This is a genomic window from Mesorhizobium sp. WSM4833, assembly GCF_055811095.1.
Map to the genome: position 1 here is coordinate 69,871 of NZ_JBVVQG010000005.1, position 22,350 is coordinate 92,220.

Sequence of the window (22,350 nt, forward strand, 5' to 3'; positions counted from 1 at the left end):
CTAGAGCGCCACACGTCCTTCGGGACGAGCGCCGCTCGCACGACTTTTAAACAGGGGTAGGACATGAAAACTGAACTCGATTATCTCGCCGAAATCGCCGGTCACGGCCGGATATCGCGCCGTGCCTTTCTTGGGCGCGCCGCCGCGCTCGGCGTATCGGCGGCCATGATGCCGGCGCTGGCCGGCAAGGCATTTGCCCAGACGGCGGTGAAGGGCGGTATCATCAAGGCTGGCCTGCAGGGCGGGGAATCCACCAATAGCCTCGATCCGGCGCTGAATCTCAGCCAGGTAACCTTCAGCTTCGGCAAGCTTTGGGGCGAGTATCTTGTGCGCCTCACACCGGACAACAAGCTGGTCAACCTGATTGCCGAAGAGATTGGCGCCTCAGCCGACGCCAAGACATGGACGATCAAGATCCGCGATGGCATCGAGTTCCACAATGGCAAGACGGTCGGCGCGGAGGACGTTGCCGCCACCATCGAGCGCCATGCGGACGAGAAGTCCAAGTCCGGAGCACTCGGCATCCTCAAGAACATCAAGGGCGTCAAGGCGAGCGGCAAGGAAGTCATCGTCACGCTCGGCGACGCCGATGCCGACTTCCCTTATCTGATGGCCGACTACCATCTCGTCATCCAGCCGAATGGCGGCAAGGACGATCCGAATGCCGGCATCAGCGCCGGACCCTACAAGGTTAGCGTCAACCAGCCAGGCGTGCGCCATGGCGGCGAGCGTTTCGCCAATTACTGGCTTGGCGACAAGGCCGGCCACGCCGACCAGGTCGAGATCATCGTCATCAATGATGCGACCGCACGGCTTGCAGCCTTGCAAGGCGGCCAGGTGCACATGATCAACCGCGTCGAACCCAAGGTCGTCGATCTGGTCAAGCGCATCGCGGGCGTTTCCATCGAGAATGTCTCGGGCAAGGGCTACTATCCGTTCAACATGTTCTGCGACACCGCACCTTTCGACAGCAATGATCTGCGCATGGCGCTGAAGCTAGCCATGGACCGCGACGAGATGCTGGAAAAGATCCTGCGCGGCTATGGCTCGGTGGGTAACGACTTCCCGATCAACGAGGCCTATCCGCTGTTTTCCGCCGATATCGAACAGCGCAAGTTCGATCCGGACAAGGCGGCGGCAGCCTACAAGAAATCAGGCCACAGCGGCTCGATCGTGCTGCGCACCTCGGACGTCGCCTTCCCGGGCGCCGTCGATGCCGCACAGCTCTATCAGCAGTCCTGCGCCAAAGCCGGCATCAAGATCGAGATCAAGCGCGAACCCGGCGACGGCTACTGGTCGGAGGTCTGGAACAAGCAGCCCTTCTCGCTCTCCTACTGGGGCGGACGCGCCACGCAGGACCAGATGTATTCCACCGGCTATGTCTCGACCGCCGACTGGAACGACACGCGCTTCAAGCGGCCGGAATTCGACAAGATGCTGTTTACCGCGCGCGGCGAGCTCGACCAGGCCAAGCGCCAGGCGATCTACCACGATATGGCAGTGATGATGCGTGACGAAGGTGGGCTGATCGTGCCCTTCTTCAATCAGTTCATCGACGCGGCCGCCACCAACAAGATCGGCGGCTATGCCAAGAGCCCTATCGGCGAAATGATGGACGGCTACGCGCTTGCCGAGTGCTGGCTCAACGCTTGAGCAGACTCTGATCGTCCGATTTCATCTATCAGAACGCCGTGTGCCCGGGACGGCACACGGCGTTCCCGTTTCAACCGCCAACCGCATGGAGCAGCCCGTGGCGCTCAAATCCAAGCTTCTGCTGATCATCCTCGATGGCGTGCCTTACCGGAACTGGCGCCGGCTGATGGGCAATCTCGAAGGCTGGGTGCAATCGGGCGAGGCGCGCGTCTGGAAGATGCGCTCGGTGCTGCCGTCGACCTCGGCCTGCTGCTATGCCTCGATCCACACCGGGGTTTCGCCGCAGGTGCACGGGATTCTCTCCAATGAGAACCGTTTCCGCGTCGAGCAGCCCGATATCTTCTCCGAGGTCAGCAAGGCAGGCGGCAAGACGGGGGCGGTGACCCATTCCTACTGGTCGGAATTCTTCCGCGCCTACCCGTTCGACCTGGTCGAGGGCATGGAATTCGACGAGCCAGGCGGGCCGATCACGCATGGCCGCTTCCACACCATGACCGGTTACAATCTCCGCAACCAGATGACGCCGAGCGATGTCGACCTGTTCGCGACGCTGACCATGCTGACGAAACGCCATGGCATTGACTACGGCATCCTGCACACCTGCACGCTGGATTCGATGGGACACCGCTTCGGCCACGACTGCCACGAGATGGACCATGCCGTCTATGCGATGGACGGCATGCTGGCCGCCTTCCTGCCGCGCTGGATCGAAGCCGGCTATGAGGTGATCGTGACCGCCGATCACGGCCAGACCGATCGTGGCCATCACGGCGGCCATGACGACGAGATGCAGGATTTCGCGCTGTATTATTTTGGACAAGGCAAAGGGCCGGATGAGGACACACTACTCGACCAGCTGCAGCTGGCGCCGACGGTGCTGAGCCGACTGGGTGTTCCCGTGCCCGCGACGATGAAGGCGAAGTCTTTCTTGGAGTGAGAAGCGGTCCGCGAAGCTCTTCCCTTCTGCCCTTGTGGGAGAAGGAAGAGGCGCACCTCTGGCAACCTCCGCGCTCTTCGGTTAGCCTCCGCAAAATTCCTTGGCGGAGGATGAACCTTTTTGGGCCGATCAGCGACAGAGCAGACAGGAGCCAGGCGGCTCGACCGGCCATGACGGCAGCGACGGAGACCGATCGCGCGCTCGTCGACCGGGTCGCGAAGGGCGACCGAGCCGCCGTGCGGCTCCTGTTCATGCGTCACCACGCGCGGGTCTACCGCTTCGTGGCGCGCCAGACGGGATCGGAAATGATGGCCGACGATATCGCCAACGAAGTCTTCCTCGAGTTGTGGCGCCAGGCGCCCGGCTTCGAAGGGCGTTCCGAAGTCTCGACATGGCTGCTCGGCATTGCCCGTTTCAAGGCGCTGTCCTTTCTGCGCAAGAAGAAGGAAGACTGGATCGACGACGAGGCCGCCGCCGCGGTGCCCGACGGCGCCGACACGCCGGAAGTCGTCACCATGAAGGAAGACAAGGCGGCCGCCCTGCGGCGCTTCGTCGACGCCTTGCCGGAAGAGCATCGCGTCGTCATCGATCTTGCCTATTATCACGGGCAGTCGGTGAGCGAGATCAGCGAGGTGCTCGACATTCCGGTCGCCACCGTCAAGACCCGGATGTTCTACGCCCGCAAGAAACTCGGCGAGGCTCTCAAGGCCGCCGGTTACGACAGGGGGTGGCCATGAGCGCCGCTGAAAAGATGTCGCGCCGCGACGAAATGGAAACGCTGCTGCCGTTCTACCTGAACGGCTCGCTGGAAGGTTCCGACCTGGAAGCGGTCGAGGAATGGCTGGCCAGCGATCCGGCCGCACTTGCCGCCCTTGGCGAAGCTGAAGCCGAATTCTCCGGCGCCACGGCCGCCAACGAAGCAATCCGGCCGCCGGCCGATGCGCTCAGCCGCTTTGCCAAGGCACTCGACGCCGAGGCCGGGCCTGCGCGCAAGCCGGCAGGATCGTCCTGGCTGGCGCAGGCCTGGGGCCGCTTCATGGCGGTGCCGGTCGGCGTCGCCTGGGCGGCAGCCGCGGTTCTGCTGGCGCTGGTCATGGTGCAGTCGTTTGTCGAACCCGGCGGAAAGGGCAATGATTTCGAGATTGCCGGCGCGCAAGACGATCTGGCGAAAATGCCGTACGCCCTGGTCAAGTTCAAGCCGGATGCGAAGATGTCGGACATTTCCGCCTTCCTCGGCAGCAACGGGCTGAAGATCGTCGGCGGACCGACCGCCGACGGCGTGTTCCGGCTTGGCATCCCGGCTGCCAACGCAGCCGACTACACCAGGCAAATCGGCCTTGTTGCCGCCCAGGCTTTCACGGAGACTGTGATCGAGGGAAGGAAACCGGTTGATGGCGGCTGAGGCGGTCATTCGATTTGCGGCAATGCTTGCGGCGGCGATGACAATCGTCGCCGTGCCCGCGTCGGCGCAGACCAACGATCCCAATCCCGACCAGACGAAAATCGACTGCCGCGACGGGACCAATGCGGCAGGCGCCGACTGCGCCAAGGATGGCAGCGACACAGAGGGCGGATCGGATGCGGCGCAATCCGGCGCGGTGTTCCTGCCGGCCCTGATCGTCGACCTGTTTCCCAACCCGGCGGCGCCCCCGACCCCTGTGCCGACGCCACGGCCCGAACCGGCGACGCCGCCGGCCGATACTCAAGCCGGCCCCCCGCCCGGTGGCCCGATCGTCTCGCCGACCGATCTCATTGCCGTTCAGCCGCCGCGCGCGGTGGTTGGCGATTTCGTGCCCGACGAGGTGCTGGTGACCGTCGACGGCGATGCCGGCGCTGTCCAGCAGATCGCCGCCTCCTTCGGCCTGCAGGTGCGCTCGCAGCGCCAGTCGCGCCTGCTTGGCACCACACTGGTGCGCTTCGGCATTCCCGACGGCCGGCCCGTCGGCGTCGTGCTGGCGCAACTGGCCGCCGACGGCCGCACCCAGCGGCGCGAGCCCAATCACGTCTATTCGCTGCAGCAGGCCGCCGGCATCGTCAACTATGCGTTCGACCGCATTGCACTCGATTCCAAGCAGGCCAGCGGAGAAAACGTCCGCATCGCGGTGATCGACACCGGCATCGACGACACCAACCCGGCGCTCTCGGGCGTCATTGCCGGGCAGTTCGACGCCATGCCCGACGTGCCGATCGAAAAGCGCGATCACGGCACGTCGATCGACGGGCTGATCGCCGGCGTCGGCGCGCTGGAAGGCATGGCACCGGGCGCAAAAATCTATCACGCCCGCGCCTTCGAGGGCGGCAAGTCGACCATGGACGTCATCCTGTCGGCGCTCGACTGGGCGGCGGAACAGGACGTGCGCATCATCAATATGAGCTTTGTCGGGCCGAAGAACGATTTGCTCGGCGTCGCCTGCCGCAATGCCCGCGCGCTCGGCATGGTGCTGGTCGCCGCAGCCGGTAACAACGGGCCGAAGGCGCCCTATGGCTATCCGGCCGCCTTCGATGGTGTCATCGCGGTGACCGCCACCGATGCCAAGGACGGGCTGATGCCGCAGGCCAATCGCGGCGCCTATGTCTTCATCTCGGCACCCGGCGTCGAGATGGTGGCGCCGAGCGGCGCCGGCTCGGATGTGGTCACAGGCACCTCGTTTGCCGCGGCGATCGTGAGCGGCGCCATCGCCAATCTCATCCATGCCGCGCCCGATCGCTCGGCCGACGACATCGAAAAGGCGCTCGCGGCAACGGCCAGGGATCTCGGCCCCAAGGGACGCGACAATGATTTCGGCTACGGCCTGCTGGACATCAAGGCGGCGGCGGCAAAGGACTAGTCTGCGACAGTCCAAGCCGCGGCTTGCGGAGGACGCACCAGAAAATAGAACGCGACGATGTGCGTGATCATCAGCAGCGGCACGTAGATGATCGGGATCGCGTAGGTGGCGCCCAGTTCGCCCGCACGCTGGGGGAGGCCGACCTGGATGGCGTGGTAATAGTCTACGATCAGATCAACCGCCCCGACCAGATTGAAGGCGACGACGAGCGCCCAGAAGAGCCGAGGTATCCTTGCCGTGAGCAGCGCCAGCATGGCCAGCACTCCTGTTGCAAGGTCGCCGTAGGCAGCAAACACGGCAAAGCCGGCAGGCAAATCGGGGCTGACGACACCCGGAACGAGGAAGACCAGCCCGAAGAAGCGGAAGCTGTGCAGAGTGGCAACAGCGCGCTGCGCCGCGACCCGGTCCATCGACCTGAGCCACGGCAAACCGTATAAACCGAAGCAAAGCAGCCACGCGACATAGCCCAGAACAAGATGGATTTGGAACACGATCTCGGTTGACATCTGGCCTCCCTCGGCAACTGGTTCATGCGGCCTCGAACACTGCGGTCAGGATACCGAGCCGACCTTGCATAAGATTTCGTCCGAGGTTGGCCGCAAGCTCAGCGAAGTCCGGTCCCATCACCACGCCGAGATTGGGCGAAGGCGGCGGCCCCGACGCGCGCAACTGTGCGAACCACGCCTTGGCGGCGTCGGTGTCGTCTTGCCATGCCAGCATGCGGAAGCTGGCCGGTTCGATCGCCTCGCGCGTCGCACCGGCTGTTAGGAGAAAGCTCGTCGCCGGCGTTCTCGCCCAGGGAAGCGGATAGTGCGGCTCGCCTCCAGACAACACGACGTCGTATGTGGCAAACCTGCCGCCTGGCTTCAGCACGCGCCGAATCTCGCTGTAGAGCAGCGTCCGGTCAGAGATGTTCATCGCCACGTGCTGCAACAGCACCGCGTCGAAACGGCCATCGTCGAATGGGAGCTCCAATGCGCTGGCGGTCTGGAACGACAGCTGCCCGCTCTGTCCCGTGCGCTCGGTCAGATAGCGCGCGGCATCCACGAAAGGCTCGCTGAGATCCACGCCAGTAACCCGGCAGCCATAGGTCGCAGCCAGAAAGCGCGCCGGCCCACCGACGCCCGAGCCGACGTCCAGTATCGACATGCCGGCAGCGATCCCCGCCAATTGGGCAAGCTCGGCGGTGGCAGCTAGCCCACGGGTGTGAAACTGGTCGAGAACGCCCAATTGTTGGGGCGTGAGGAGCTGGTCCTCCGGGCCGAGGGCAGCCAACACCGTCTTCAGCCGCTCGGTCAGGCCCGTCGCGCGATAATGGTCGCGTACCCCTTCAAGTTCATCGGTCATCGCATGATGTCTCCTAGGTTCAGCTCATACCTAGGCCCACTTCCATAATTCGACTACCCGGCGTAATAACAACAACCTATGAAGCAGAACTACACAGTCCGACATGGTGCGCTGGAGGGCATCGAGGCGTTCCTGGCTGTCGCCAGGCACCGCAACTTCCGCCGCGCCGCAGCGCAACTCGGCGTGACACCGTCCGCCGTGAGCCAGGCGGTGCGCGCGCTGGAGGCACGCATGGGTGCGGCGCTGTTCGTCCGCACGACACGGAGCGTCGGCTTGACCGAGCCTGGCCAGCGGTTCCTCGATCGTGCGGGCCCTGCTTTCGAAGAACTCGTCGCGGCCGGCGAGGCCGTGCGTGACATCGGCCAACGGCCGACCGGTCTGCTGCGCCTGTCCGTGCCCCGCGCTGTCGTGCCGTTGATCCTGGAGCCGATGATCGCGTCGTTCTGCCGGGCTTACCCCGAGATCGAACTGGAGATCGCCGCGAGCGACGAGATGGTCGATCTCGCGGCCGGCGGGTTCGATGCCGGCATCCGTCTCGGCCAGTTCATTGCGGTCGACATGGTCGCGGTGCGGCTAACCCCATCGTTTTCGTTCGTGGTCGTCGGCAGCCCTGACTATCTCAAACGCCACGGCCGCCCCGAACGCGTCGACGATCTGCGCAACCACGCCTGCCTGCGCTTGCGCCGTTCGAATGGCGCCATAGCGCCCTGGGCTTTCGTCGACGGCAACGAGGCGATCGAGGCGATGCTCTCAGGCCCGCTGATAGCGCACGATTATCCGACATTGCTCGGGGCCGCGATGCGGGGCGTCGGGCTGGCGCAGACGCCTCGACCAATCGCTGAAGCTCCGATAGCCGAAGGTAAACTGGAACCGGTGCTGGACGGCATCGCCGCCACGACGCCGGGCGTCTTCCTGTATCATCCCGGCAAGCGCCAAGTCCTGCCGAAGCTGCGCGCCTTCATCGACCACCTCAAATCCGCGGCGTGAGATATCGGAATCCGGCCCCCTTGCGGTGGTCTCCCTACTGCCGGCGTCGGGCGAGATTGATGCGGCGTGAGTGTCGCGTCTCAACTCGATCCCGCAGAGCACATGGATTTGATCTCCAGCTACGCCGGCGCACCGGCGACTGACCCTCTCACCACCAGGTCGACCGGCCAGACCTCGCCTCGCGCGCCCTCCTCCAGTCCTGAAATCCGTGCCGCCAGCCGCTCGGCGACACGGGCGCCGGCGAGACGGATCGATGAACGCGTCGTCGACAGCGGCACCGAGAAATTCTCCGGTCTCAGCCAGGGGAAGACATCGTCATGGGCGATCAGCGAGACGTCGCCCGGAATGCTCAAGCCGAGGTCGCGCACCGCACGCACGACGCCCAGCGCCATGATCAGGCTGGAGCAGGCGATCGCCGTCGGCGCATCGTCCCCTTCCAGCAAACGCCTGGTGGCGCGATAGCCGTTCTCCTCGGTCATATCGACCGAGCAGACATGGCGTTCGCTCAATGTCAGTCCGCTCGCGGCGAGTGCCCGGCGCACGCCGCGTTCGCGATGGATGGCGAAGGTCTCGCGGTCGTCACCGTTGATCAGCGCCAGCCGCCGATGACCGAGCTGGATCAGCAGCCTGGCCGCTTCGTGGAAGGCGCCCTCATTGTCGATGTCGGTGAAGGCATAGTCGAAATCGAAGCCCTCACTGCGGCCATGGACGATGAAGGGAATGCCGAGCGTGTTGACCAGCGCCACGCGCCGGTCAGCGGGCCTTGGAGAGGAGATATAAACAGCGTCGACCTGCCGGTTGGCGACGATGCGCCGGTAGGTCGTCTCCTGGTCGTCGGCGTCGGCCGGCGACAGCACAAGGTCGAGCTCGTGCGAGCGAGCATAGTCGCCAAGGCCGGACAGGAACTCGACGAAATGCGGATCGATGTCGACGGACGCACCGGTCGGCAGGACATAGCCGATCATGCCGGTCTTGCCGGTCGCCAGCCGGCGCGCGCTCGGGTTGGGCCGATAGCCATGGCGCTTGGCGGCATCCATGACACGCCTGCGCGTCTCCTCGTTGACCTCGGGATAGCCGTTCAGCGCGCGGCTTACCGTGGTTTGCGAAAGTGCCAGCATGTGGGCGAGCTGCTTGAGGTTCACGAAAGTCTCCATTCCCTCAAAGCGCTTTTAAATTGAATCGACCCAAGTGCCATCGGGGCCGAGCCATACGAAGCCCAACCATAGACGCGGTTTGGGCATGTTTGAAACAAAAATTGCTGCTGCACTGCCATAATAGCGTGCTGCGACGCACTTTTAGGGCGCAAATGCGCGAACCTAAATCGATTGATTCGCCAGCCTCTTGACTTCCCCGCGATTCAATGGCGTGATCGAAAAAGCCAAAGCGCTTTGGAAGACTCTTCGAAAGGTTGCGGTTCCTTTCCGACTGAGTCACAGTCCTGCGGCGTCGGCGGGCGGAATGGAGGTTCCGTCCGGTGTGTGAGACCCACTGGGAGGAATACCGATGAAGAAAATGCTTTTGCTGGGTGCTGCGTTTGCCACGTTCGCCCTGAACGCGCCCGCGCAGGCCGAACTGAAGTTCAAGCCCGGCGAAGACAAGCGCTTCAACTGGGCGAACTACGAAGAGCTCAAGAAAGTCGACCTCAAGGGTGAGACGCTGTCGATCTTCGGACCGTGGCGCGGCGAGGACGAAGGCCTGGTGCGCGGCGTTCTCGACTATTTCTCGGAAGCCACCGGCGTCGAGATCAAATACTCCTCCTCGGAGAATTACGAGCAGCAGATCGTCATCGACACGCAGGCCGGCAGCCCGCCCAACATCGCCGTGCTGCCGCAGCCGGGCCTCATCCAGGACCTGGCGTCGAAGGGCCTTTTGACGCCGCTCGGTGACGACACCGCCAAATGGGTCAAGGACAATTACGGCGCCGGCCAGTCATGGGTCGATCTCGGCACCTTCAAGGACAAGGACGGCAAGCCGGGCTTCTTCGCCTTCCCTTACAAGGCCGACGTGAAGTCGCTGGTCTGGTACTCGCCGGATAATTTCGAGGAAGCCGGCTACAAGGTGCCGAAGACCCAGGAAGAACTCGCCGATCTCGAAAAGAAGATCATCGCCGATGGCGGCAAGCCGTGGTGCATCGGCCTCGGCTCCGGCGGTGCCACCGGCTGGCCGGCAACCGACTGGGTCGAAGACCTGATGCTGCGCACCCAGCCTCCGGAGGTCTACGACAAATGGGTGAAGAACGAGATCCCGTTCAACGATCCGGCGGTGGTCAGTGCCATCGACATTTTCGGCAAGATCGCGACCGACGACAAGATGGTCGACGGCGGCGCCAAGGCGGTTGCGGCGACCGACTTCCGCGACAGCCCGAAGGGCCTCTTTTCGGTGCCGCCGAAATGCTACCTGCACCACCAGGCATCGTTCATTCCGACCTTCTTCCCGGAAGGCACCAAGGTCGGCCAGGACGCGGACTTCTTCTACTTCCCGCCCTATGCCGCCAAGCCTGAACTGGGCACGCCCGTGCTCGGCGCCGGTACGCTGGCGATGATCACCAAGGACAGCAAGAGTGCGCGCGCGTTCATCGAATTCCTGAAGATGCCGCTCGCCCACGAGATCTGGATGGCCGAGGGCGGCTTCGTGACGCCGCTCAAGTCGGTCAACAAGGATGCCTATGCCAGCGACGCGCTGAAGAAGCAGGGCGAAATCCTCGCCAATGCCTCGACTTTCCGCTTCGACGGTTCCGACCTGATGCCGGGCAAGATCGGCGCCGGCGCCTTCTGGACCGGCATGATCGACCTGGTCGGCGGCAAGTCGGCGCAGGACGTCGCCACCGACATCCAGAAGAGCTGGGACGCCATCAAGTAGACGGCTGGCACGTAGACGACCAACCATTCTCGCACTGGATCCGGACCGTACCGGCCCGGATCCGACGGCGGCCCGTGCCGCAGCCTTTCGTCATGAGCGCATTGACATGAAGCGCGATCGGCAATGTGCGCAAGCCGCCGATGACGCGCTCCAAACAACTGAATCGGCGCCTGGTCCCCGTCACCAAGGTCATTCCTTGTCGGGTCATGCGCAGGGGGAGAGGGACCCATGGCGGCTCAGATTTTCTCGGCCATATTCGTCATCATCGTCGGCGTCGGCGGTTGCGTCGCCTATTTCTGGGGCGCCAACAAACTGGTCGACCTGATATTCCCATCACGCGGCGTCGCCGGTGCCGCGGCCATCGACAATCTACGCCGGCAAGGGTTGGTCCGCCCATGGCTGTTCGTCGGCCCGGCGATGATCATCCTCACCATCTACCTGATCTATCCGGTGGTCGAGACGCTGCGGCTGTCGTTCCTCGATCGCGGCGGCATCAATTTCGTCGGCCTGGCGAACTATGAATGGGCGTTCGGCGACCGCGAGTTCCGCAACTCGATCCTCAACAACATCGTCTGGCTGGCGGTGGTGCCGGCCGCCTGCACCTTCCTCGGGCTGATCATCGCCGTGCTTACGGACAAGATCTGGTGGGGCACGATCGCCAAGAGCCTGATCTTCCTGCCGCTGGCGATCTCCTTCGTCGGCGCCAGCGTGATCTGGAAATTCATCTACGAGTATCGCGGCGAGGGCCAGACGCAGATCGGCATCCTCAACGCCATCATCCAGCATTTCGGCGGCCAGCCGCAGGTCTGGATATCACTGCCGTTCTGGAACAATTTCTTCCTGATGATCATCCTGATCTGGATCCAGACCGGCTTTGCCATGGTCATCCTGTCTTCCGCCCTGCGCGGCATCCCCGAGGAAACGCTGGAAGCCGCCGTCATCGACGGCGCCAATCCGTTCCAGATCTTCTGGAAGATCATGGTGCCGCAGATCTGGGGCACCATCGCCGTGGTCTGGACCACGATCACCATTCTGGTGCTCAAAGTATTCGACATCGTGCTGACCATGACCAACGGCCAGTGGAACAGCCAGGTGCTGGCCAATCTGATGTTCGACTGGATGTTCCGCGGCGGCGGCGATTTCGGCCGCGGCGCCACCATCGCCATCATCATCATGATTGCGGTCATTCCGATCATGGTCTGGAACATCCGCCAGGCGAACAAAGAGACGGGAGGACATTGAGATGGCAGTCGCGACCGGAAATTCCTTCGCCAGCCGCTTTGGCGTCCACATCGCCGTGCTCATCTTCGTCGCCATCTGGACCATACCGACCCTCGGCATCCTGGTTTCATCGCTGCGCGACAAGAACCAGATCATCGCCTCGGGCTGGTGGAACTCGTTCGCCAGTTCCACCCAGACCGAAGCCGGCCGGCTGCCGCCCGCCTCGGCGCAAGTCGAGAAGGACGGCAAGTTCGTGCTCGAGGGCAATATCTTCGGCGACGGCGCCAAGCGCGACATCAGCGCCTTCGGGGTCAAATCGGCGGCACCGACGCAGTATCCCGCCGGCACCACAGCCGATCTCGGCGACGGCGTGACCTTGCAGCTCAATGCCGACGGCAGCTTCGTCATGCAGTCCCCGAAAGCGTTCGAAGGCGATCGCGGCCAGCGCGTCTATTATGCTTCGTCGGCGCCGCCGAAATTCACCACCGATAATTACAAAACCGTGCTGTTCTCCGAAGGCATCGGACGGTCTTTCATGAATTCCCTGACCGTCACCATTCCGGCGACCGTCATCCCGATCCTGATCGCCGCCTTTGCCGCTTATGCGCTGGCCTGGATGCGGTTTCCCGGCCGGGCGCTGCTGATCGCGGTCATCATCGGCTTGCTGGTGGTGCCGTTGCAGATGTCGCTGATCCCGCTGTTGAAACTCTACAACGGCGTCGGCGCTTTCTTCGGCATGCCGTCGAAGACCTATCTCGGCATCTGGCTGGCGCATACCGGCTTCGGCCTGCCCTTCGCCATCTACCTGCTGCGCAGCTACATTGCCGGCCTGCCGCGCGAAATCATGGAATCGGCGCGCATCGACGGCGCCAGCGATTTCGAGATCTTCGTCAAGATCGTCTTGCCGCTGTCGTTTCCGGTGCTGGCTTCGTTTGCCATCTTCCAGTTCCTGTGGGTATGGAACGATCTGCTGGTGGCGATGGTTTTCCTCGGCACAGAGGCAGACCAGATCGTGCTGACCGCCAAGCTCAACGCGCTGTTGGGCTCACGCGGCGGCGACTGGGAGATTCTGACGACATCGGCTTTCGTGACCATCATCGTGCCGCTGATCGTGTTCTTCTCGCTGCAGCGCTATTTTGTCCGCGGGCTGCTTGCCGGCTCGGTGAAAGGAGGCTGAGACGATGCAATCCGCTTTGAAGGCCAGCTCGAAGCCTGACCTCGCCATCGATCGCGACTGGTGGCGGGGCGCGGTGATCTACCAGATTTATCCGCGCAGCTACCAGGACTCGAACGGCGACGGCATCGGTGACCTTAAGGGCATCATCGGGCGGCTACCCTACATCGCGGCACTCGGTGCGGACGCCATCTGGATTTCGCCATTCTTCAAGTCGCCGATGAAGGATTTCGGCTATGACGTGTCGGATTACTGCGACGTCGATCCGATGTTCGGCACGCTGGCCGACTTCGACGCGCTGACCGCCGAGGCACACAGGCTGGGCTTGAAGGTGATGATCGACGAGGTGCTGTCGCACACCGCCGACAACCACCCGTGGTTCAAGGAAAGCCGGTCGAGCCGCAGCAACCCGAAGGCCGACTGGTACGTCTGGGCAGACGCCAGGCCGGACGGCACGCCGCCCAACAACTGGCTGTCGATCTTCGGCGGCTCGGCCTGGCAATGGGACACCAGCCGCCAGCAATATTACATGCACAATTTTCTGGCCGAGCAGCCCGACCTCAACTTCCACAACCACGAAGTCCAGGACGCGTTGCTCGACGTCACCCGCTTCTGGCTGGAGCGCGGCGTCGATGGTTTCCGGCTCGACACCATCAATTTCTACTTCCACAGCCAGGGCTTGGAAAACAACCCGCCGCTGCCGCCGGAAGAGCGCAACGACCAGACCGCGCCGGCGGTCAACCCCTACAACTACCAGGACCATCTCTACGACAAGAGCCGGCCCGAGAACCTCGGCTTCCTCGAACGGTTCCGTGCCCTGCTCGATGAATATCCGGCAACGGCAGCGGTCGGCGAGGTCGGCGATTCGCAGCGTGGGCTTGAAGTGGTGGCCGCCTACACCGCCGGCGGCAAGCGCGTGCACATGTGCTACTCCTTCGATTTCCTGGCGCCGGAAAAGATCAGCGCGGGCAAGGTCCGCTCGGTGCTGGAATCCTTCGGCAAGGTCGCCAGCGATGGCTGGTCGTGCTGGGCCTTCTCCAACCACGATGTAATGCGCCCGGCCTCGCGCTGGGCCGCCAATGAGCCCGACCCGACCGCCTACCTCAAGGTCATCTCGGCGCTGCTGATGTCCTTGCGCGGTTCGGTCTGCATCTATCAGGGTGAGGAACTTGGGCTCGGCGAGGCCGACCTTCGGTTCGAGGATTTGCAGGATCCCTACGGCATCCGCTTCTGGCCTGAATTCAAGGGCCGCGACGGCTGCCGCACACCGATGGTGTGGGACGGCGGCGCCAAGAATGGCGGCTTCTCCCAGGCAAAACCCTGGCTGCCGGTGCCGGCCAAGCATTTGGCGCAAGCGGTCAATGTCCAGCAGGGCGACGAGGCTTCGCTGCTCGAGCACTACCGGCGCTTTCTCAGCTTCCGGCGTGCCCATCCGGCGCTGGCCAAGGGCGACATCACCTTCATCGAAAGTGAGGGAGATACCGTGGCCTTCACGCGCCGCGCAGGCAACGAGCAGATCGTCTGCGTCTTCAATCTGGGAGCCGGGCGGGCCAAGGTTGACCTTGGCGGCCGATCGCTGCAACCTCTGCCCGGGCACGGATTTTCGGGGCAGGCGAGCAGCGGTTCCATCGAGCTTGGCGGCTACGGCGCCTGGTTCGGGCGTCTCGACTGAATTTCCAATCACTGGAGGAAACCAATGGCCGATGTCACGCTAAGACAAGTGAAGAAGTCCTACGGCAATCTGAACATTCTCCACGGCATCGACCTCGATATTAAGTCGGGCGAGTTCATCGTCTTCGTCGGCCCGTCGGGCTGCGGCAAGTCGACATTGCTGAGGTCGATCGCCGGGCTCGAGGAAATCACCTCCGGCGAACTCAGAATAGCCGGCGAAGTGGTGAACGACGTGCCGCCGTCGAAGCGGGGCATCGCCATGGTGTTCCAGTCCTACGCGCTGTACCCGCACATGACCGTCTACGACAACATGGCGTTCTCGATGAAGATCGGCAAAGAGAACAAGGCCGAGATCGACCGCCGCGTGCGCCAGGCCGCCGAGATCCTGCAGCTGACCAAATATCTCGACCGCCTGCCCAAGGCGATGTCGGGTGGCCAGCGCCAGCGCGTCGCCATCGGCCGCGCCATCGTGCGCAATCCGAAGGTGTTCCTGTTCGACGAGCCGCTTTCGAACCTCGACGCCGCGCTGCGCGTCGCCACCCGCATCGAGATCGCCAAGCTCAAGGAATCGATGCCCAACACGACCATGATCTACGTTACCCACGACCAGGTCGAGGCGATGACGCTGGCCGACCGCATCGTGGTGCTCAAGGACGGCCATATCGAGCAGGTCGGCACGCCGATGGACCTCTACAAGAAGCCCGGCAATCTGTTCGTTGCCCAGTTCATCGGCTCGCCGGCCATGAACATCCTGCCGGCGACCATCGAAAAGACCGGAAACCCGACCGTCGTCAGCCATGTCGGCGGACGCAAGGCGACCGTGCCGATTGCGACGCCGGCTTCGGCAAAGGGCGCCGCGGTGAGCTTTGGCGTGCGGCCGGAGGACCTGATCATCGCCAGCGGCGCGGACTATCTGTTCGAGGGGACGGTCGACTATGTCGAGCAACTCGGCGAGGTGCAGCTTGTCTATGTCGACATCGGCCGCGCCGATCTGCCGCTGGTGACCAAGCTGCCCGGCAATGTCGAGGTCAAGCGCGGCTCGACATTGCGGCTGAGCGCCAATGGCGAGGACCTGCATATCTTCGACGCGGATGGACGTTCTTTCGCGTTGCATGAAGTGGAAGCAAAGGCGGCTTAACCGCAATTACCGTGTCAGGCACAAAAAAGAGCGGCGGGCCGGGCCCGCCGCTCTTTGACTTGGAGATCGACTTCGGTTGTTAGTTGTTGCCGAAGAGGTTGCGGTCGGCACCTTGCGGAGCAGACTTCTGGGTGGTGTCACCCGACGAGTTCAGCAGCTTGTAGACCGGCGAGCCGGTGTTGCGTACCGAAGAGGTGCGCGTGCTGTCGACCGAAGTCGTGGCGGCAGGCTGATTGGCACCATTGGAGCCAAAGTTGTCGCTGCCGGCGAAGGCACTGCCGTTGATGGCCAGAACGGCGGCGGCAGCAATAAGGATCTTGTTCATTTTAGTCTCCTGAATTCTGGATTTCGCCAGGACGGCAGACACAGCTGCCGTCGGTTGCGAAATTGGTTGTTAGCGACCGAAGAGGTTACGGTCGCTGCCCTGAGCGGGCGTCTGGGCAGCCGGTTCCGAGGTCTTGGTGGAAGCCGTGTACGACTGGTCCACAGCGGCGGCAGGCTGGTTCGGGCCGTTCGAACCGTAGTTGTCGCTGCCCGCGAAAGCGCTGCCGGTGATGGCCAGAACGGCGGCGGCAGCAATGAGGATCTTGTTCATCTTGAATACTCCTGAATGTCTGAATTTCGCCAGGGCGGCGGGCGAGCCCGCCGTCGACCGGGAAACTGGGAATCGGCTGTTAGTTGTTGCCGAAGAGGTTGCGGTCAGCACCCTGGGCAGGCGCCTGAGCAGCCGGTTCCGACTTCTTGGTCGAAGCGGTGTACGAGCTGTCGACAGCAGTGGCTGCCGCGGCGTTGGAACCGTAGTGGTCGCTACCAGCGAAGGCGCTGCCGGAAATGGCCAGAAGGGCTGCGGCAGTGAGAATGATCTTTTTCATTTTTGGTACTCCAGTATCGTCTTTTTTCCGTCCGTCTAGCGGCGTGTCTTGGAAATGAAATCGCGTCGTTCGGACAGCCCCGATGTGGGAGGGCAAGGTCGTCTTTTCCAATCACGAAGTTGTTCCGTGTGGACCATGAATCCACACCTTGAAATTGTGCCAATGGAATCTAAGGATGCATTTTTCTTCTTCATATCAGTGCGTTAGCTGTAGCCACCTGATGGATCACCGACTGTTTCAGAGGCCCAGCGTTCACACCGTCCTGCACGCACCGTCAACAGAAACGAACCGTTCGGTTCGATTTTAGGGCGAGCTAATAGTCACTTTTCGAAACCATTAACCTTTTTTGACCCCCGCGAAGGGTCGGATTCGGGAAGATCGCAGCCGGCAAATGGCCGCCCGGGAGGTGGGATCTCGGCCCGCGACGATCTGCAGTAGCGTTTCGCATGCCGTGTCGCGCCGCATGGATACGATGTCGTTTTCATGCCGACGGCGCGCCCGCGATCGTGGTTAGATCATACCATCTCAGGTGCCGCTTCGTGACGACGAGGCGGAGAATTGGGAAGCCGGTCAGAATCCGGCGCTGCCCCCGCAACGGTGGTGGAGTTCAAGTCGCAACGGGAGACCACTGGGCAACCGCCTGGGAAGGTGTCGCGATGGTCCGCAAGGACAACTCCAGAGCCCGGAAACCAGCCCGAGATTTTTAGACTCGACTGATCGCGGTGGGCGGTCAAGAGGTGGATAGCGCATGTCCGGCACACAGCCGGCCTGCGTTTCAATCCTTCCTCCGTCACCACCAGTTCAGTCCTTAGGAACGAGGACAGGACATGGATATCCGCAACGACATGCTGAGGCTCCTGAAGGGGCGCCGGCAAGGCTTTTCGCTGGAGCAGCCCTTCTACACCGATCCGGACTACTTCAAGCTCGACATGGAGCTGATCTGGTATCGCGACTGGCTGTTCATCGGCCATGATTGCGAACTGCCGAAGCCGGGCAGCTACATCACCGTGCAGGTCGGCGATTATCCGGTCGTCCTTGTCCGCGACCAGCACGGCAAGATCAACGCCTTCCACAATTCCTGCCGCCATCGCGGCAGCCGCGTGTGCAACACGGAGAAGGGTACCGCGGCAAAGCTCGTCTGCCCGTATCATCAGTGGACCTACGAGCTGGACGGCCGCCTGCTGTTTGCCCGCCAGATGGCCGACGGTTTCGACAAGAGTGATTTCGGCCTGAAGCCGGTCGCCTGCGAGAGCGTCGGCGGCTACATCTTCATCTGCCTGGCCAAGGAACCGGCAGATTTCGCGCCGATGCGGGCGATGATCGAACCCTATCTTTTGCCGCACCGGCTGCGTGAAGCAAAGATCGCCTTCGAGAGCACGATCGTCGAGAAGGGCAACTGGAAGCTGGTCTGGGAAAACAACCGCGAGTGCTACCACTGCGCCGCCAATCATCCCGAGTTGTGCAAGACCTTCCCCGAGGCTCCAACCATAACCGGCGTCCATGGCGCCGACAGCGACCCTGAAATGGTCGCACACTGGGCCAGATGCGAGGCATCAGGCTTGCCGAGCAAATTCCGCATCGATCCGGCAGGGCAGTACCGCGCCACCCGCGCGCCGCTGCTGCGCGATGCCGTCAGCTACACCATGACGGGAAAACGGGCGGTCCAGAAGAACCTGTCCGACAGCGTTTCAACCGACCGCATCGGCTCCTTGCTGCTCTATCACTATCCGACGACCTGGAACCATATCCTCGGCGACCACGCCGTTACCTTCCGCGTGCTGCCGATCAGTGCCACGGAAACCGCGGTGACAACGAAATGGCTCGTCCACAAGGATGCGGTCGAAGGCGTCGACTACGACCTCGCTGAACTCACCCATGTCTGGACCGAGACCAACGACCAGGACCGCCGCATCGTCGAGGAAAACGCCTTCGGGATCCTGTCGCCGGCCTATGAACCAGGCCCCTATTCGGAGCTGCATGAGGGCGGCGTGATCCAGTTCGTCGAGTGGTACGCGTCGTTCATCGGGCCGCGCCTTGCCGAAGGCGGCCGGCCGGCCCTGCGCAGCGTCGCCTAGCCCAGGGGACAAGAGGATGAATGCGATGACGGACCTTGGCCTCTATCGCCATCTCGACCAGATGACGCCCTGGAACGACAGGCTGCAGGTGCTGGAAGTGATCGGCGTCAGCGACGAAGCGCCTGACGTGAAGACCTTCACCTTCCGCTCCGACAACCAGACCTGGTTCCGCTACAAACCGGGGCAGTTCGTGACTCTGGAACTGCCGACATCGGACGGGCCGCTGATGCGCACCTACACGCTGTCGTCCTCGCCGTCGCGGCCGTTCTCGATCGCGGTGACGGTCAAGGCGCAGGCGGGCAGCACCGGTACGCGCTGGATGTTCGACCATCTGACGCCCGGTTCGCACGTCAAGGCCTATGGGCCGACCGGCGACTTCTCGCTGCACAGCCACCCGGCCGCCAAATATCTGTTCATTTCGGCCGGTTCCGGCGTGACGCCGATGATGTCGATGCTGCGCTGGCTGAACGACTGCGCGCCATGGACCGATGTCGGCTTCGTCAACTGCGCGCGCCGCCCGGAAGAGATCATTTTCCGCAAGGAGCTCGAACTGCTCGGCAGCCGCATGCCTGGGCTGTCGCTCGGCTTCATGATCGAGGAGCGGTCGAGCCGCGAGGGCTGGTTCGGCCATATGGGCCGCATCGACGCGATCCGGCTGCCATTGCTGGCGCCCGATTTCCGCGAGCGCGAGATTTTCTGCTGCGGCCCCGATCCTTTTATGCGCGCCGTGCGCGGCATGCTGGACGCCGCCGGCTTCGACATGGCGAAATACCATCAGGAAAGCTTTGCCGCGCCTGCCGTGGAGGAGATCCCGGCGCCGTTCTCGCCGCCGGCGGAAGACGGCGCCGCTGCCACCGTGGAGGCCGTGACACCGATCCGGTTCTCGCATTCCGATGTCGATGCCGAATGCGTCGCCGGCCAGACCGTGCTGCAGACGGCACGCGCCTCGGGGGTGCGGATTCCCGCCGCCTGCGAGTTCGGCCTGTGCGGCACCTGCAAGGTGAGGAAGGTCGCGGGCGACGTCGAGATGAGCCACAATGGCGGCATCCTCGATCACGAAATCGAGGACGGCTTTATCCTCGCCTGTTGCTCGAAGCCGCTTTCGGCGCTTGAAATCGAGGCGTGACCGGCAGGCACGGTCAGAGACTGTCCATGCCCGCGCGGCCTGCAGCTGCGCTCGCCCGGGCCTACGCCATCTTGCCAAAAACCCTGCAAATGGTTAGACGCCTGCAACGGTGGGGTTGACCGTAGGGCCCGAAGATCATCTCCGCGGCCTGCTTCGGCGGGGAGCAAACATGCGACAATCCGGCGTATATGCCATTGCCAGCAAGGATATCGTCTTTGAATCCTTCGATGGCGAAGCCGTCGTTCTCGACCTGACCACCGGTAAATATTTCGGCTTCTCTGATTCAGGCAGCAGGCTTTGGGATGCACTGTCGTCCGGCGTGCCTGCCTCCGAACTGGTCGGCGCCGCGACCGGAATTGGCGCCCTCGATGCCGCCGCGATTGACGGCTTTGTTTCACAATTGCTCGAATTCGGTTTGCTGGCGGCCGTAATCGATGGCGTGGCAAGACCGGTTCCCAGTGAATTGCTGGCTCAGCTCGCCGCTGCCGGCGAGCCCCTCAAGGTCGACATCCATGACGACCTTGCCGACCTCATTGTCGTCGATCCCATCCACGAGGTCGAGGAGCCCCTCGGCTGGCCCGCGGTGAAGCAGGCCAACTGAGGCGCGCCAGGCTCTCGTTGCCGGACGGCTCCGGAACAGGCAGACCATGCCGAACGTCACTCTCGAAAACCTGACTGACTACGCACGTCATGTCCTGGCGCAAGCGCAGAGCAGCGCCGCGCATTATCCACTGACCTGCAAGGTGGGCCTGCCGCATCTGGAGTTGACCGCTCATGTGAGTGCCGGCGCGTTGGCCGATGCCTTCGCTCATGGCTTTGTCACGGCTCCGGACAACCGAGCGCCTGCCGACATCTGCCGCATCTTCGTCGCACATCCCGGCATTGACGGCATCGCGGCACCGGCCAGATGGGGCCAAGGACCCTTCACGCAGCATGGCTTCGCCACCAGGCTGGCGGAAGCCGGATTGCGCGGCAACCATTTCCACGACCTGGATTTCTGGCAGTTCTATGATCCGCAACGTCGCGTTGGCGTGCAATTGATGGCCTCGGCCGATGCCTTTCCACCCTGGGAGCCGGGAGCGCCGCTGCGCCCCTTCCTCCATTGGGAATATGCGGCACGTGGCATGCGGCTGGCCCATGCAGGGACGCTCGGCACCAAGGGCAGGGGCGTACTGCTGGCCGGCGCGGGCGGCGCCGGGAAATCCGGGACCGTCGCCGCCGGCCTCCTCCACGGGCTGGACAGCGTCGGCGACGATTATGTGCTGGTCGACCTCTCCAACGGCGTGACTGCCCGCCCGTTGTTTTCAACACTCAAGCAGGATCCCCAGGGATTCGCGCGACTTGGGCTGAAGCACCGGCTGAAGGCGCACGGTCCGCTCAACTGGCAAGGCAAGCATGCTTTTCACATTGACGACATCGCGCCTCGGCCGGTGCCCGAAACTCTGGACATCGTTGCGCTGGTGGTGCCACATATCGGCGGAGGCGGGGCAAGTTCGATCGTGCCGGTGTCGCGCAGGGATGCCATGATTGCCTTGGCGCCGTCCGGCATAGCGCAGATGCCAGGCGAGCGGGAGAGCGGCTTTCGCTTCTTCAGCGACCTGACCCGCCTGCTGCCGTGCTATCGTCTGTCGCTGGGGACGCAGCCACAGGAGATAGCCGGCACGATTGCGGACTTTCTTGTGCGGGGCGCTTCGTGAAACTGAGCGTGATAATGCCCGTCTACAACCGTGAGCGCTATGTCGTTTCGGCATTGCGCTCGCTGGTGCGGCAGCGGGACGCCGCCGATCTCGACATCATCATCATCGACGACGGTTCGACCGACGGCTCTGCTGAGGCCGTACGCTCGATGATGCGCGAAAACCCCTGCATCCGACTCTTCCAGCAATCGAACATGGGCGTGGCCAGGGCGCGCAACGCCGGGCTGCGGCAACTGCCGCCGGATGCGGAGTTCGTGTCATTCCTGGATTCTGACGACATCTCGCTGGCCGGACGGTTCAAGGCCGATCTCGCCCGCTTCGAGGCTACCTCCGGGCTTGAGCTAACCTATTCGCTGATGACGCTGGTCGACCGGATCGACGACGAGAAGCTCGAGCCGGAGGCGGACTGCTGTACCATGACGCTTCGCGGAATTTCGCTGAGCACCGCTCTCTTCAGTCGAACGCTTGTCGATCGCATCGGCCATTTCGACGAGGACTTTGAGCAGTCCGAGGACACGGATTATCTGTTGCGAGTCTTCGAAACCGGTCCGCGCTACGAATTGCCGAACACCGTCGCGATCTACTACCGACGCCACGCCGGAAATGTCACCAAGGAACATAGCGGCAGGGTCCGCAACCACTTGCGTGCAATCCACAAGTCGATGCGGCGGCGCAAGGCCGATCCGTCACGGCGAGAGGTCCAGGGTATCTTCGAATTGAAGAGTCCCGCCGATTGGCGGATGCCATGATGCTCGACACAATCGG

Annotated in this window: 22 protein-coding genes and 1 riboswitch; of the genes, 16 read left to right on the forward strand and 6 right to left on the reverse strand. The window is 63.1% G+C overall.

Going from position 1 to position 22,350, the window contains the following annotated elements:
* Positions 1 to 63 precede the first annotated feature (63 nt).
* The 5 genes from AC0L2D_RS11045 to AC0L2D_RS11065 all read left to right on the forward strand — a co-directional run bounded on the left by AC0L2D_RS11045 (position 64) and on the right by AC0L2D_RS11065 (position 5,418).
* Positions 64 to 1,653, forward strand: coding sequence for an ABC transporter substrate-binding protein (locus AC0L2D_RS11045; RefSeq protein ID WP_473541047.1), 1,590 nt, complete (start codon positions 64 to 66; stop codon positions 1,651 to 1,653).
* A gap of 97 nt (positions 1,654 to 1,750) precedes the next feature.
* Positions 1,751 to 2,590 (forward strand): alkaline phosphatase family protein, encoded by an 840-nt coding sequence (locus AC0L2D_RS11050; RefSeq protein WP_473541048.1) that lies wholly within the window; start codon positions 1,751 to 1,753, stop codon positions 2,588 to 2,590.
* 170 nt (positions 2,591 to 2,760) lie between these two features.
* A complete protein-coding gene (locus AC0L2D_RS11055) occupies positions 2,761 to 3,327 on the forward strand; it encodes a sigma-70 family RNA polymerase sigma factor (RefSeq protein WP_027163789.1) in 567 nt (188 codons plus the stop codon).
* Positions 3,324 to 3,992 (forward strand): anti-sigma factor, encoded by a 669-nt coding sequence (locus AC0L2D_RS11060; RefSeq protein ID WP_082826721.1) that lies wholly within the window; start codon positions 3,324 to 3,326, stop codon positions 3,990 to 3,992. The genes AC0L2D_RS11055 and AC0L2D_RS11060 overlap by 4 nt, the downstream gene beginning before the upstream one ends.
* Entirely contained in the window at positions 3,982 to 5,418 is a 1,437-nt protein-coding gene (locus AC0L2D_RS11065; RefSeq protein WP_224675059.1) for a S8 family serine peptidase, read from the forward strand. The genes AC0L2D_RS11060 and AC0L2D_RS11065 overlap by 11 nt, the downstream gene beginning before the upstream one ends.
* On the opposite strand, the gene AC0L2D_RS11070 is transcribed toward AC0L2D_RS11065, so the two are convergent.
* Together AC0L2D_RS11070 and AC0L2D_RS11075 are read right to left on the reverse strand one after the other, a co-directional pair.
* On the reverse strand, positions 5,415 to 5,924 hold the full coding sequence (locus AC0L2D_RS11070) for a hypothetical protein (protein ID WP_064992883.1): 510 nt from the start codon (positions 5,922 to 5,924) through the stop codon (positions 5,415 to 5,417). The two genes, AC0L2D_RS11065 and AC0L2D_RS11070, sit on opposite strands and share 4 nt — an antisense overlap.
* Before the next feature lie 22 nt (positions 5,925 to 5,946).
* Positions 5,947 to 6,765 (reverse strand): class I SAM-dependent methyltransferase, encoded by an 819-nt coding sequence (locus AC0L2D_RS11075; protein ID WP_024501949.1) that lies wholly within the window; start codon positions 6,763 to 6,765, stop codon positions 5,947 to 5,949.
* Between the two features lie 78 nt (positions 6,766 to 6,843).
* Between AC0L2D_RS11075 and AC0L2D_RS11080 the strand changes: the two genes are divergently transcribed.
* A complete protein-coding gene (locus AC0L2D_RS11080; RefSeq protein ID WP_063171028.1) occupies positions 6,844 to 7,752 on the forward strand; it encodes a LysR family transcriptional regulator in 909 nt (302 codons plus the stop codon).
* A gap of 119 nt (positions 7,753 to 7,871) precedes the next feature.
* Here AC0L2D_RS11080 and AC0L2D_RS11085 read toward each other — a convergent pair whose 3' ends face one another.
* Positions 7,872 to 8,894, reverse strand: a complete 1,023-nt coding sequence (locus tag AC0L2D_RS11085; RefSeq protein ID WP_064993030.1) for a LacI family DNA-binding transcriptional regulator — start codon at positions 8,892 to 8,894, stop codon at positions 7,872 to 7,874.
* Positions 8,895 to 9,255: 361 nt separating this feature from the next.
* On the opposite strand from AC0L2D_RS11085, the gene AC0L2D_RS11090 reads away from it, so the two are divergent.
* The 5 genes from AC0L2D_RS11090 (at position 9,256) to AC0L2D_RS11110 (ending at position 15,815) form a co-directional block, all read left to right on the forward strand.
* Positions 9,256 to 10,611: an ABC transporter substrate-binding protein gene (locus AC0L2D_RS11090; protein WP_064992882.1), complete on the forward strand. Its 1,356-nt coding sequence runs from the start codon at positions 9,256 to 9,258 to the stop codon at positions 10,609 to 10,611.
* 228 nt (positions 10,612 to 10,839) lie between these two features.
* The gene (locus AC0L2D_RS11095) at positions 10,840 to 11,853 is read left to right on the forward strand and encodes a carbohydrate ABC transporter permease (RefSeq protein WP_024501951.1); all 1,014 of its coding nucleotides are present in this window, start codon (positions 10,840 to 10,842) and stop codon (positions 11,851 to 11,853) included.
* 1 nt (position 11,854) lies between these two features.
* A complete protein-coding gene (locus tag AC0L2D_RS11100) occupies positions 11,855 to 13,009 on the forward strand; it encodes a carbohydrate ABC transporter permease (protein ID WP_063171027.1) in 1,155 nt (384 codons plus the stop codon).
* Between the two features lie 4 nt (positions 13,010 to 13,013).
* The gene (gene bglA, locus AC0L2D_RS11105; RefSeq protein ID WP_063169812.1) at positions 13,014 to 14,678 is read left to right on the forward strand and encodes a beta-galactosidase BglA; all 1,665 of its coding nucleotides are present in this window, start codon (positions 13,014 to 13,016) and stop codon (positions 14,676 to 14,678) included.
* Between the two features lie 24 nt (positions 14,679 to 14,702).
* On the forward strand, positions 14,703 to 15,815 hold the full coding sequence (locus tag AC0L2D_RS11110) for an ABC transporter ATP-binding protein (protein WP_013528265.1): 1,113 nt from the start codon (positions 14,703 to 14,705) through the stop codon (positions 15,813 to 15,815).
* Positions 15,816 to 15,894: 79 nt separating this feature from the next.
* Here AC0L2D_RS11110 and AC0L2D_RS11115 read toward each other — a convergent pair whose 3' ends face one another.
* The 3 genes from AC0L2D_RS11115 to AC0L2D_RS11125 all read right to left on the reverse strand — a co-directional run bounded on the left by AC0L2D_RS11115 (position 15,895) and on the right by AC0L2D_RS11125 (position 16,687).
* Positions 15,895 to 16,140 carry a DUF680 domain-containing protein gene (locus tag AC0L2D_RS11115; RefSeq protein WP_473541049.1) on the reverse strand — a complete coding sequence of 82 codons (246 nt, stop codon included), beginning with the start codon at positions 16,138 to 16,140 and terminating at the stop codon, positions 15,895 to 15,897.
* 69 nt (positions 16,141 to 16,209) lie between these two features.
* A complete protein-coding gene (locus tag AC0L2D_RS11120) occupies positions 16,210 to 16,410 on the reverse strand; it encodes a DUF680 domain-containing protein (protein ID WP_013528267.1) in 201 nt (66 codons plus the stop codon).
* Positions 16,411 to 16,489: 79 nt separating this feature from the next.
* Positions 16,490 to 16,687, reverse strand: a complete 198-nt coding sequence (locus AC0L2D_RS11125) for a DUF680 domain-containing protein (RefSeq protein ID WP_013528268.1) — start codon at positions 16,685 to 16,687, stop codon at positions 16,490 to 16,492.
* A 510-nt stretch (positions 16,688 to 17,197) separates the two neighbouring features.
* A riboswitch (cobalamin riboswitch) is annotated at positions 17,198 to 17,399 on the forward strand.
* A gap of 115 nt (positions 17,400 to 17,514) precedes the next feature.
* Between AC0L2D_RS11125 and AC0L2D_RS11130 the strand changes: the two genes are divergently transcribed.
* From AC0L2D_RS11130 to AC0L2D_RS11150, 5 genes are all read left to right on the forward strand, one after another.
* Positions 17,515 to 18,762 carry an aromatic ring-hydroxylating oxygenase subunit alpha gene (locus tag AC0L2D_RS11130; protein ID WP_063169810.1) on the forward strand — a complete coding sequence of 416 codons (1,248 nt, stop codon included), beginning with the start codon at positions 17,515 to 17,517 and terminating at the stop codon, positions 18,760 to 18,762.
* Between the two features lie 25 nt (positions 18,763 to 18,787).
* Complete coding sequence (locus AC0L2D_RS11135; RefSeq protein ID WP_013528270.1) at positions 18,788 to 19,888, forward strand: FAD-binding oxidoreductase; 1,101 nt, start codon at positions 18,788 to 18,790, stop codon at positions 19,886 to 19,888.
* Between the two features lie 169 nt (positions 19,889 to 20,057).
* Entirely contained in the window at positions 20,058 to 20,489 is a 432-nt protein-coding gene (locus AC0L2D_RS11140) for a PqqD family protein (RefSeq protein ID WP_473541052.1), read from the forward strand.
* Between the two features lie 46 nt (positions 20,490 to 20,535).
* Positions 20,536 to 21,585 carry a hypothetical protein gene (locus tag AC0L2D_RS11145; RefSeq protein ID WP_024501956.1) on the forward strand — a complete coding sequence of 350 codons (1,050 nt, stop codon included), beginning with the start codon at positions 20,536 to 20,538 and terminating at the stop codon, positions 21,583 to 21,585.
* The gene (locus tag AC0L2D_RS11150) at positions 21,582 to 22,334 is read left to right on the forward strand and encodes a glycosyltransferase family 2 protein (RefSeq protein WP_024501957.1); all 753 of its coding nucleotides are present in this window, start codon (positions 21,582 to 21,584) and stop codon (positions 22,332 to 22,334) included. The genes AC0L2D_RS11145 and AC0L2D_RS11150 overlap by 4 nt, the downstream gene beginning before the upstream one ends.
* The last annotated feature ends 16 nt before the right edge of the window (positions 22,335 to 22,350 follow it).

Coding starts and splice junctions, on each gene's coding strand:
- AC0L2D_RS11120 (WP_013528267.1), bottom strand. CDS start 16,410: ATGAACAAGATCCTCATTGCTGCCGCCGCCGTTCTGGCCATCACCGGC.
- AC0L2D_RS11110 (WP_013528265.1), top strand. CDS start 14,703: ATGGCCGATGTCACGCTAAGACAAGTGAAGAAGTCCTACGGCAATCTG.
- AC0L2D_RS11090 (WP_064992882.1), top strand. CDS start 9,256: ATGAAGAAAATGCTTTTGCTGGGTGCTGCGTTTGCCACGTTCGCCCTG.
- AC0L2D_RS11125 (WP_013528268.1), bottom strand. CDS start 16,687: ATGAAAAAGATCATTCTCACTGCCGCAGCCCTTCTGGCCATTTCCGGC.
- AC0L2D_RS11115 (WP_473541049.1), bottom strand. CDS start 16,140: ATGAACAAGATCCTTATTGCTGCCGCCGCCGTTCTGGCCATCAACGGC.
- AC0L2D_RS11060 (WP_082826721.1), top strand. CDS start 3,324: ATGAGCGCCGCTGAAAAGATGTCGCGCCGCGACGAAATGGAAACGCTG.
- AC0L2D_RS11130 (WP_063169810.1), top strand. CDS start 17,515: ATGGATATCCGCAACGACATGCTGAGGCTCCTGAAGGGGCGCCGGCAA.
- AC0L2D_RS11095 (WP_024501951.1), top strand. CDS start 10,840: ATGGCGGCTCAGATTTTCTCGGCCATATTCGTCATCATCGTCGGCGTC.
- AC0L2D_RS11135 (WP_013528270.1), top strand. CDS start 18,788: ATGACGGACCTTGGCCTCTATCGCCATCTCGACCAGATGACGCCCTGG.
- AC0L2D_RS11100 (WP_063171027.1), top strand. CDS start 11,855: ATGGCAGTCGCGACCGGAAATTCCTTCGCCAGCCGCTTTGGCGTCCAC.
- AC0L2D_RS11075 (WP_024501949.1), bottom strand. CDS start 6,765: ATGACCGATGAACTTGAAGGGGTACGCGACCATTATCGCGCGACGGGC.
- AC0L2D_RS11145 (WP_024501956.1), top strand. CDS start 20,536: ATGCCGAACGTCACTCTCGAAAACCTGACTGACTACGCACGTCATGTC.
- AC0L2D_RS11080 (WP_063171028.1), top strand. CDS start 6,844: ATGAAGCAGAACTACACAGTCCGACATGGTGCGCTGGAGGGCATCGAG.
- bglA (WP_063169812.1), top strand. CDS start 13,014: ATGCAATCCGCTTTGAAGGCCAGCTCGAAGCCTGACCTCGCCATCGAT.
- AC0L2D_RS11070 (WP_064992883.1), bottom strand. CDS start 5,924: ATGTCAACCGAGATCGTGTTCCAAATCCATCTTGTTCTGGGCTATGTC.
- AC0L2D_RS11055 (WP_027163789.1), top strand. CDS start 2,761: ATGACGGCAGCGACGGAGACCGATCGCGCGCTCGTCGACCGGGTCGCG.
- AC0L2D_RS11140 (WP_473541052.1), top strand. CDS start 20,058: ATGCGACAATCCGGCGTATATGCCATTGCCAGCAAGGATATCGTCTTT.
- AC0L2D_RS11045 (WP_473541047.1), top strand. CDS start 64: ATGAAAACTGAACTCGATTATCTCGCCGAAATCGCCGGTCACGGCCGG.
- AC0L2D_RS11065 (WP_224675059.1), top strand. CDS start 3,982: ATGGCGGCTGAGGCGGTCATTCGATTTGCGGCAATGCTTGCGGCGGCG.